At 32.4% G+C, this 10,274-nt stretch carries 5 protein-coding genes and 3 pseudogenes; all 8 read left to right on the forward strand.

What is annotated here, in order from left to right:
• Positions 1-39: 39 nt before the first annotated feature.
• Positions 40-2,715: a class III lanthionine synthetase LanKC N-terminal domain-containing protein gene (locus DVW83_RS04120; protein ID WP_104661498.1), complete on the forward strand. Its 2,676-nt coding sequence runs from the start codon at positions 40-42 to the stop codon at positions 2,713-2,715.
• Positions 2,716-3,130: 415 nt separating this feature from the next.
• Entirely contained in the window at positions 3,131-4,507 is a 1,377-nt protein-coding gene (locus tag DVW83_RS04125) for an FtsX-like permease family protein (protein WP_104661497.1), read from the forward strand.
• 100 nt (positions 4,508-4,607) lie between these two features.
• A complete protein-coding gene (locus tag DVW83_RS04130) occupies positions 4,608-6,515 on the forward strand; it encodes a prolyl oligopeptidase family serine peptidase (protein WP_137239064.1) in 1,908 nt (635 codons plus the stop codon).
• Between the two features lie 39 nt (positions 6,516-6,554).
• Positions 6,555-7,262: an ABC transporter ATP-binding protein gene (locus DVW83_RS04135; protein WP_137239066.1), complete on the forward strand. Its 708-nt coding sequence runs from the start codon at positions 6,555-6,557 to the stop codon at positions 7,260-7,262.
• Positions 7,263-7,343: 81 nt separating this feature from the next.
• Positions 7,344-7,787, forward strand: a pseudogene (locus DVW83_RS04140) (Arm DNA-binding domain-containing protein); the annotation flags it as partial.
• A 2-nt stretch (positions 7,788-7,789) separates the two neighbouring features.
• A pseudogene (locus DVW83_RS04145) lies at positions 7,790-8,098 on the forward strand (AAA family ATPase); the annotation flags it as partial.
• Between the two features lie 460 nt (positions 8,099-8,558).
• A complete protein-coding gene (locus DVW83_RS04150) occupies positions 8,559-8,882 on the forward strand; it encodes a hypothetical protein (protein WP_137239068.1) in 324 nt (107 codons plus the stop codon).
• 594 nt (positions 8,883-9,476) lie between these two features.
• A pseudogene (locus DVW83_RS04155) lies at positions 9,477-9,596 on the forward strand (IS6 family transposase); the annotation flags it as partial.
• Positions 9,597-10,274: the final 678 nt, after the last annotated feature.

The following is a 10,274-nucleotide window of genomic DNA, read 5'->3' on the forward strand; positions in this document are numbered from 1 at the left end:
ACCAGATAATTAAAAAATTATATATATGGAGGGGATCAAGTGGAAGGTAACTATTCAATGGGGGATGTACTTTTTTTCACAGATGCGAAATACTATACAGATAATTCTAAATCCTTTTCAGTACCGATCCCTAAAAATTGGGAGGAATTTCGTGAAAGTGAGTGGACATATATAATTCCTCTAAAAAACAATATGCAACGTCAAGGATGGAAAGTCCATATCAGTTCAACTCTTGAATGTACCGATGAGATACTAACGATTGTCTCTGAGTATTGCTATAAAAAAAATGTTGTTTTTAAGCATTTATCAACAGTTAAACGTTTTGTTAATCGCAATGGAAAACAAATGCCTCGAGAGCATGCTGGAAAGTTTATCACTTGTTATCCTGATGAGTCAATATTAGAAGAATTTCTGGACTATTTAGAAGACCAATTACATGATTATCCGGGGCCTTATATTTTAAGTGATAAACGTTGGGCAAAAGGACCGATATATTTACGATATGGAATGTTCAAGAAAGGTTCGCCAAATAGTGAAGGAATCTTTAGTGATGAACTTGAAATAGATGGAAAAATGGTCACTGACAAAAGGGAAACTTTCTTTGTGAGACCTGATGATAGTGTAACCCCTGAGTTTCTAAAGCAGTGGCTAAATGTGAAAGAAGATGCTTCATCTGACTCAATTCCTTTTGAAATAGAAAGACCAATTCGATTTTCAAACTGTGGCGGTATCTATGAAGGATACTATCCTGAATCGGGAGATGAATTAGTTTTTATAAAAGAGGCTCGCCCACACACAGGAATTGATGACAAGCAACTCACAGCGATTGATCGAATGAAAAATGAAGGGGAAGCATTGAAGTTGCTTGAAGATTTAACTTGCGTCCCAAAATTCCTGTGGGAAGGAGAACTTTGGGAACATCATTTTCTTGTTATGGAGAAAGTTAAAGGAATAACACTAAATCGATGGATCACAAAAAATTATCCATTGTATTCTAAAGGTGACACGAGTTACGCTACTGATTATCTTAATAGAGCACATAAGTTAGTAAGAAAAATAGAAATATTTTTTGAAACTATACATGAAAGAGGTATTTTTCATCAAGATGTTCATCCTAAAAACTTTGTTATTGATGTGCAAGACAGCTTTAGTGTAATTGATTGGGAGCAAGCAGTATTTAACGAACTTGATAAAAGATTTCACATGGTAGCAGCACCTGGATTCAGGCAGTGGGGACAGACAACACCAGAGGAAATAGATTGGTATGGTGTTTCTCAACTTGCTCATAGTTTATTTTTTCCTGTAGCTTTACAAGGAGATTTAGTTTACGAGTTTTCAAAACAGCAAGAAAAGGCTGGCAAAGAGATATTTGATTCACTAAATGTTGATGATAAAGTACTGAGTGAATTTTTGGTTACGCTCAATAGATTAAGAAATAAAGCAGGGAATGTACAAGTTTTGACTGATCGAAAAAACTTGCATCCTTATTTAAATCGATATGAGGTAAATATTAATTTTGAAAATATATTAGGAGAATTACTTCAAGGCTTTGATGAAACAATTAGAAGATGGAAATATCCTTATCGTAACTGCCCCGTTCACTATTATGGATTAACTACACTCCAAGGAATAGCTTTTTCTGATTTAGGTATATTTTGGGCTTATTCACTTGCTGCAAAAAGAACTGGGATTGCTTTATCTAATGACTTCATACAATTACAAGAAAAAGTAACAGTTGAACTGATGAATGAAATAACAAATGGTCACATGCAAGATTTTAGTTTTGGAGAGGGAACAACAGGAACCTTGTGGATCATGCATAAAATGGGTAAGTCTCATGTGGCTGCTAAAATATTTGAAAATAATTTTGAATTTTGGTGGGAAGAGACCAATAATCATAGTATTTATAAGGGTAAATCAGGCATTATGATAGTAGGGCTGGATTTTGCCAATGAAGGCTTTTTGGAAAAAGATTTTGAAGAGAAATTTATAAATGTCGCAAGAGCTTATGTTAGAGAGTATATTTCTGATCCCGAAAGATACATATCAATCGGAAAGGGTAAAATTGCTTCTAATAATCCACAAAAAATTGAAGCTGGCTTGCTTTATGGACATGCTAGTCTTGGATGGCTTTTTGCTGAAATGTATAGATATACCAGAGATAAAATTTTTATAAAAGGACTAAATCTTTCTATAGATAATGAGTTAAAAGGGTATTTCAAAGATGATACAGACATGATGCAATATTCTCAAGGTTTTAGAATTTTACCATATCTTTCAATGGGAAGTGCAGGATTAGGAATACTTATTTCACAAAATACCGATATAGTTGATAAAAAATTCATGAATGTTCTCGAATCGCTTTATAAAGCAACAAAAACAAATTTTTGTATTTCACCAGGGTTGTTTAATGGATTTGCAGGTTTAAAGTTGGGACAAATGATGATGAATAAGTATTTGAAAAAAGATGATGTTCTAGAAATTGTAAAATCCGTATATTCTGGTATTACACAACACTTTATTAAGTTCGGTAATGGTTCTTGTGTTGCAGGTGATAGTGGTATGCGTTTAACCACAGATATTGCTTCAGGTTTCGCAGGTTTAGTACTTGCACTGGAATCTATTGCAACAGATGAATTTTTATTATTACCAAAAATTACAGAAAGGAGGCGAACTAGCAATGTCAAACGAAATTTTGAAGTTTCAATCTCTTGAGATCGAAGATGAAGTTATCGAGGAAGTCGAAGGAGAACGCGGTAGTACGGCTAGCTGGGGTTGGTGCGATACTTCTCCAAGTAATATAAGCCTGGTAGGCTGTTAAATCATACTGTAATTATCGCAGGTTGAATCAAAAAATTCGGTGTGCCCAGTTACTTAATTTCAGTATGTGAAAGAAGAAGTGTATCCTAATCTGGTTTATATTCTGAAGCAAGAGGTAGAATTTTTGTTAATTCCGTCTGTTTCTCATAGAACCGTTTTAGGATATTTTTATTGAAAAAGGGTATTTTTTGAATTTGATACTTAATATCAAAAGTATAAATTCCAATGATAAGGCTAAGGTCTAATTGTTAATGCAGTTTTCTTATGATACCTTAAAATTAGAGATACTAGATGAGGAGGCTGTTGGTAAATGTTTAAGTTAATTATAAAGCAATTTTTACAGCACTGGAAGATTTGGCTATCAATACTACCTATTTTTATTGTTTCTGGATTAATATTTAGCACTGCCCTCGTGATATTAAATGGGTTAAATAGTACTAATCTTAACAGTTCTGTTGATTATGGTGTTTTTATGCAGTTACCAATTGTTATAGGGATAGTAGTGTTGTTTTTATTGACTACAAATGCAATGAAACAGTGTATAGATTTTTTTGATGAAACAAATGACATATTGCTTCTTTTAGGGGCTTCTCCTGTTCAAATTAGTTTGGTAATGACTGGTCAAATGTTATTAATCGGTATTATTGGAGCGATTTTTGGAAGTTGTTTTTCCTTAAAAGCTTCACAGCTTTTTTTAACCACATTACCTTCGAGTTCTGCCAAAGAAACTCTTTTACATTTACCACTTCAATTCTCATGGAACGTTGTTTTTATAGTGATACTGATTCAAATAGCAATTATTCTATATACATGTATGCGCTATTGTCTTAAAAGTTACAAGAAAAGAAAGGGAAGCCTTTCTTCTCATAGAGCATTTAATAAAACGAAGAGCAGTGGTAAATTTTTGGGAATAATTGCGTTACTCATAAGCGTAGGTGCGACATTTTATTTATATTTCAAAAATGTTCCTGATCCAACTTTAATAAAAGAATATACTCAAAGTATGAGTAACTCGATGAATTTATTGCTCCTTCTGTGGCTTTCTATACTTATTGCTATGAATTTTTTAATTCGTCCAATATTTCGAGGCATAGTGAATAGAATTGTTGGGCTCCCGACGATGAAAAATAATCCGATAGTTCGCACTGCATTTTACAATATGCAGTTCAATATAGAAGAATTAATAAAATTAATTCGACCAGTCAGCATCATTACCCTACTAGTTGGAAATTTTATTGCTTTATTTCTCAACACCAAACTACTGATTGACGGTACAAATGATAGTTCTTATATTTCAGATTTAATCATCAACCTTATTTTTGTATTCGGGGCTCCAATACTCATTAGTTTGGCCAATGTAATTGTATCAATTTGCCTTTTTAGAATAAAAACAAAAGTTGAATCTAAAGAATATTATTATACTGGATGTACACCAAATTGGATTTTTAAAACGAGAATCATTGAAATCAGTACAGTTTCATTCATCTCAATAATAATTACCTTCATTGGAACAATATTGTTTGCGATTCCATTACTGAGAGTTACCTATCTGGGTGGAGGTAATATTCTCAAAGCGAATTGGTCGGTTAATATCCTATTATCGTTAGTCGCTTTTCTAATCTTCGGTTTGTGTTTTATTTCAATTTATTGGTTTGAGCGTCATACATTAAAAAAATATATCGAGTAGATTTATTAATATACTAAAATAATCAGACTGTTTTAATTAAATCAATAATAAGAGAATGGTTAGTCTGGGTTGAAAGAATCAAGGAAGCAGGTGAATATCAATGGTTTATAGTAAAAAAAAATTTGAATCGACTATTCAATCTTGCTTACTTGATTATAAAAAAGTTTATAATCATAAGGTCCAAATCAATGATTACATTTACAGCTTTGAAGATTGGAAATTACCGCACTCTGGAAGCATTAGTGTACAACTGAATGATGCAAATAAAGAGCTAATTATAACAGAGTCCGAAAGAATTCATTTAAAAAAATCTAAACTGCTTTTCGATGTTTGCTTATATCCTAATAAACAGGTACTAAAAGTAATTCTTGATCCAGTTCACTTATTTCGAACGATGATTTCTATTTCTGGTAGTAATTATATAATTGAAGTAATGGAGTTGAATTCAGAAAAAGTAATGACCACGGTTCTAACCAGTCTTGATCATTTTCCTGTATTTGAGTTACACACGGACCGTATTGTTTTTATTAGTCATACAGAAGACGGACGACCAAATAAAATTTTAGAAAAGAATTTCAAACAATTGAAAGAGAAAGTCTGCTATTGCGAAAGCAGGAGTACACATCAATTAAAACTAATTAAAACATCTTTATCAAATCGATCTTTGTTTAAAAATAACGTAGAATACTTACTTTTTTCATCTGAAGAAAAAAATCCTATCCAAGTTATTTGGCCCAAAAAAAGTGAGCGAATTGCTCATGTTATAGGATTTACAAAGTATTCAACAGACTACATATTATTTATATGTAGGAAAGAGAAATCGGTGAATCACAAATTAATTCTCTATAATTGCAATGATAAAAAATATCAAATTATTCCTACAAAAAAAAATATAAGTGTTCTTACTGTTGAAGCGAATCATACCTATATTTTCCTTCGTTACTTTAATGAAAATAAATTGAATTCTGGAATAATATCCATTGAAAATTTAGTAAACGCTAAGGTTGATTTTATTGAAGATACCTTCTGCATTCCGTTACAAGGTGATGTTCACCTTTGCCAAAATACTAATGATGAGAGCGTGACACACCTATTTTGTGAAGATGGTTGTATATCTAATATGTTATATTCCTACAATCCTAACCTTCCCGAGAGATTAGTTTTGGTTAAAAGCAACCAAAATATACCCAATCTTAACGTAAAAAAGTTTCATAGCAAAATTTTCTATGTAAGATCTGTTGTTGATGGGATGAAAATACCGTTAACAATATATTGGAAGGGAGACTCAAAACAATTACCCAGAAAACAGCATGGTATCATTTATGTCTACGGATCATATGGTTCGAGAGAACAAAAAGGAAATCTTGATCCCATGATGATAGCGATGATAGAACTTGGTTTTGTTTATTGCATTGCTCATGTTAGAGGGGGCGGATATTTAGGCGAGAAATGGCATCATATGGGGAGAACTTTGAATAAGTGGAACTCAATTCACGATTTTTTGGACTGTTGTCGCTATTTAATTGACGAGGGAATAGTGGCTTCTGACAGATTGTCGTTAATTTCTTCTAGTGCTGGAGGAATAGTTGCTGGAGCTAGTCTGAATGAAGAACCGAATTTGTTTAAATCTATGTTATTAGCTTCACCATTTGTTGATCCTTATAATACTATGCTATATAAACGTGATTATTTATCGCATATGGAAGTAGCAGAATGGGGAGATCCTTCTACTGATTTAAAAGTACGAAATTATATTCATTCGTATTCACCAATGCAAAATGTGAAAAAAGCCAAAGGATCAAAGACAAATTTATTTGTGGTTTGCGGAGAAAATGATAAGCAAATTTCAAATGAGGATGTGAAAAATTGGCTACAAAAACTTCAAACGTTAGGGGTCTCTTCACATTTAGAAATTAACTCAAAAGCTAGTCATGGGGGATTGCCTCAAGGAGATATCAAAGCTTTGACAAAAATTCTAGTTGATTTTTTATATTCCGTTATCAGTTAGTAGGTTTAGTATTATTAAATTTTATGGAGGTTAATTTTGATGAGACAGATAGTTATTTCAATAACAGAATTAAAAAAAGAAATAGAGCTTGCTAAAGGAAATCTTTTACAAGTGCTTGCTGATATTTCTTTTGATGTAGAGCAACAAGAGTTTGTGTCAATTGTAGGACCTTCTGGTTCAGGGAAAACAACGTTGCTTTATTGTATTTCTAGCTTATTACCTCCTACAAATGGAGAGGTATTAATCGATGACAAATCACCTTATGGATGGAGTGCAGCGAAATTAGCAAAGTTTCGCCGCAAAAAAATTGGCTTTATTTTTCAAGATTTTCAACTGATTCCTTCATTGTCCGCTTATGATAATATGGTACTTCCAGGAACTTTAAATGGTCACAAAATAAAAAAGGAAAATGTTTATTCTCTGGCGGAACGATTGGAATTAAAAGCGGATTTACACCAGCCCATTGATGCTCTTTCAGGTGGTGAACAACAAAAGGTCGCAATTGGTCGCACAATATTAGCGGATCCAGATATATTATTTTTAGATGAGCCTACTAGTGCATTGGATACTCACTCACGTGTCCTTATTATGGAAGTATTGAAAGAATTAGTAAGCAAAGGGAAGACAATTGTTATGGTTACTCATGATTTGGAATTAGCCAGTCAATCTTCAAGAGCAATTGTTTTAAAGGATGGACACATTCATAGTAATATAAGTTCACCTACCTTGGAAACATTGGTGTTTTAAAAATTATTTCTCTGTTCGTTGTTTATGAATATGAATTATCACGTTCTTTTCATAATAAAAAACATTGAAAAGAGGCACATGATGACTATCTTAAAATATGGTTCAAAATTACGTTTAGCAGTATTTCTGATCTCGACAAGTTTATCTAGTTTACAGTATATTTTCCAAGCGTTTATAATAGGAAATTTTATTACTGCAGCTACAAATGCAGACCTGATTGGTAAGAGAATTCAGCCTACCAGAAGAGGTTTTAAAACTCAGAAAGAGGCCAAGCAAGCCATGGAGGAATTGAAAAAGAATTATTCTGATTCTCAAAATATCTATCTGTAAGGAATTACGTTTCGAGATTTTTATAAGAAATACCTCTTTCCTTGGTATAAGCTGGGGACAGTCGAAAAAACCTATGTAAAAACAGATAAGACTTTAAAACGTGCGTTAGCTTATTTTGGAAAAGTGCAGATGGAAAAGATCAGACCAATTCATATTCAAGAATTTCAACAGTATCTAGTTGAGAAGTGTTCAGTTAAAAAAGATTGTCTCGTTATCCTCAGCTTTACTCTCGTATAGGTTTTGCACTTGAATTTGATAACCTTAATAAGGATGAAACGCATCACATTTTGGAGTATAAATAGGCAGATTTAGGAATTGATATCAAGTTAGAAGATTTTTCTGATTATGAAGTTATCATAACTATTATTAAGATCACAAAAGGTAATTTTCGGCTTATTCATCGTTTATTTGCACAGATTGATCGCATTTTGCGAATTAATCAAATAGATAAATTTACTGTAGAAGTTGTAGAAGCGGCAAGAGATAGTTTAGTGATAGGTATTTAAAAAACTACCAAGAAAAGTTGGTAGCTTTTGTCATTTAATGCTGGAAATTTTTACCATTTAAATAGAAAAGTGACAATCGTCCTCTAGATTCGTGGTAGTTTTGAGATTAATTTATGCGAAGCTTTTTGTTTTGGCAAAAATTTTTAACTAGCACAACTTATATGTTATTTATCATGTAGAGAAAGCAAATATATATACATACTTGTTATCTATATATATAATGTGTTAATATAAACTAAAGAAAGCGATTTCTTAATTGGTGGGAGATTTCATATTATAAATTTGAAAAGTTATTATAATGTGATTGTCATTGAAAAGTATGGAGAGAGAACATGGTAGAAAATGAATTTTCCTGTGAGAAAAATGAAGCTCAAATTAAAAAAACGAATATGATAAACTGACTGTAGAAACTTTACAAAAACAAATTCGTGGACTTGGTCTTCGATGCCCAGATACGGAATTGGACAAGCTAGAAAGATATAAAACTGACGTTCTAACAGAGTTTTCTGATACTAAACTAAAAGCTATACAAATTTCTCAGCCTAAAAATGGTTTTAGTGAAATTGCCTATTTAAACGGGGTATATGATCAACCAGAGTCCTTTTATTTAGAAGAAGCAAATAGTTTAGTTCATGCTGCTAATGGAGAATGGGATTGGGATGATACTGCCGCTGGATATCAACTTGACTTGGGGACTGTTCAGGTTCCTGCGAATTTTGATTTTCTGAAACAGAACAGAGAAACCTTTACAGGTCAAATTGTAAAGCAATCAGAAAATAAGTAGCTAACTACTGTAGATGCGATAAAAAACTTGTTTATTCAGGCTGGAAAAAATGCTTCCAAAGTATTTAGTGAAAAAATTAATGATCATTCTCTTGAATCCTTTTTGCGCAATGCAATCTCTGGATTAGAAATTCCGGAAAAGGACTACAAGAGTCATGATTCACGAGTATTAATGCTTACCTTAAATCATGATTTAGAAAAAGGTGAATGTGATGGTATTGGAGTAATCAATATTAGCTGGGATATCTATATTAAAAATTATAAACGGAAAACGAAAAAAGGCGGTGACTATCACGACACAAAAATTGGTATTTTATGTAGAGGGGTATTCTACAGTGACCCCGCCGTCTTAGTTGGTGATTATAACGTGGTAAAGGTAAACATGAAAGATGAGTTGTATTACTTGAGCGAACCCGTTAACGATATTTCAATTAAATTATTCAATTCACTTCCTGAAGCCAATCAGGCAACTTTCAAGCAAGGTATTCCATCCGCAATAACTGATGAATATGTAGACAGTCTTATCCCCTATGAGTCCAGTTTCAATTTCGAAAATAACAGTGAACAAAAAATTGATTTAACGGACTTCCCTGTATCTAATATTAAGGGCATGGAAACAATTCGAGGAATCTACAAAAAAAGCTGAAAAGAGGGGACTCTCTTCGGCTTTTCGGTCTGCACTGAAATCAAGGTGTTATTGGGAATTCTAGCTTAAAAAATTGTCAAAATGGAATACCTATTGTTCATTTTAAAAGTTTGTAACGGAACCAAAATTAACAACAGAAAGAAATTTATTTTTGACGAAACACATATTGCTGTACAAGATACTAATCTGTCAGAATTAATGAGTTTGAATGTTGATTATAATAAAATAAGTAAAAATTGTTGCATCGTGGCTACGTATCAAGAATACTAGTCAAATAAGTGAATGCGTTCAATCAGGCTATAGGTAAAGAATATCCGACTAAAACCTTAAAGTAATTCTGATAATGTTTTGATGGGATCCTGCTACAAAACAATAAAAGAGAGCTGATCAATGATGTAAACGTTACAGATAATTGATCAAGCTCCACAGGAAATATTAAAACTTACTATAATACGAAGTAATAGTGTGTTGAAAACGAGCAATAAGCAACTAAATTTAAAGATTAAAAAAAATGTGTTTCTTTTGAAAATAACTTCATGGTAATAAAAGAAGTAAAAGCATGTTAAATGACGGACAAACACTTCTAAATAGATTTTTTACTCTTAACCTAATATTGGTATCAATGTCATAAAACATAAATAAATTCTAAGGAGTGAATAATATGCCGAAAACAGATTTTAGAGAAAAAACTGGTCGATTCTACAATGAGATGAATGATGAGAACGATAGTTCAAAGGTCACACAAGA

It is taken from the genome of Enterococcus sp. VV15 (assembly GCF_005236045.1).
In the GTDB taxonomy this organism is placed as follows: Bacteria; Bacillota; Bacilli; order Lactobacillales; family Enterococcaceae; genus Enterococcus_B; species Enterococcus_B durans.